At 41.8% G+C, this 959-nt stretch carries 2 protein-coding genes; both read left to right on the top strand.

Annotation, left to right across the window (positions count from 1 at the left end):
* Positions 1–339: TerB family tellurite resistance protein (locus A3739_RS03040; RefSeq protein ID WP_068500256.1), on the top strand; the 339-nt coding region annotated here is incomplete at its 5' end.
* Positions 336–959, top strand: a 624-nt coding sequence (locus tag A3739_RS03035) for a glycerophosphodiester phosphodiesterase (protein WP_068500252.1), incomplete at its 3' end; no start/stop codon positions are given. The genes A3739_RS03040 and A3739_RS03035, both read left to right, overlap by 4 nt.

Genomic DNA, 959 nt, shown 5'->3' with positions numbered 1-959 from the left:
ATCGCTAATATCGACAATGACTTTGATGAAAATGAACGAATCACAATCAAAGAGCTTGGCAAAGAACTTTTTAGCCTAGACGATGCAACCATTTCAGATATCATCAAAGATGCTGAGCAATCAGCGCATGACTCAACTTCTTTGCACCAATTTACCTCAACCATTCACGAGCATCTGCAAGAGAAAGACAAATTCGCTCTCATCGTTGGCTTATGGAAAATAGCTTATGCTGATGGATCAATAGACAAATACGAAGAGCACATTATTCGCCGAGTGGCCGAACTCGTTTATCTTGATCACGCTAGGTTCACAGAAGCAAAGCATGTAGCAAAACCATGACGTATATCATTGGACATCGGGGCGCACGCGCAGAACTTCCTGAAAATACAGTGCCTAGCTTTGTTCACGCCCAACAAAATGGATGCTTCGCTTTTGAGCTCGACGTCAGGCTATCTTCCGACCATGAACTAATGGTATTTCATGACGTTACGACGAACAGAACGACGGGATACCGGGGAAATATACACGACATTCCATCATTGAAACTTCAGACGCTAAACGCTAAAGCAGATCATTTATGCTCAACATCGTGCTTCATTCCAACCTTAAAACAAGTTGTCGATGCCGTCCCTGAAACTTGGGACTGGCAATTCGAGATAAAACCTACGAGTAGACAAAGAATGGATATCCTCGCCTACAAGCTTGCACGATACCTCAGAACAAATAATCTTAAATTAGGGAGAGTAAGCGTTACATCATCTAGCCCGTATTTTCTAAATAAAATACATCGGATCGATAGAAAAATTCGGCGCGGTTTAGTTGCCGATTTTAATGGAAACACAGCCCTGCAAACTGCTAAAAATTTAGATCTAGAGCTCATTGCTCTTAACGATAAGTTCTGTAATCAAACCGTTACCAAAGACATACTATCAGCAGGAAAAGAGATCTCAGTATGGACG

Source organism: Oleiphilus sp. HI0067 (genome assembly GCF_001635735.1).
Note: the sequence above shows the minus strand (reverse complement) of the source record. Positions and strands in the feature narration are given on the sequence as shown.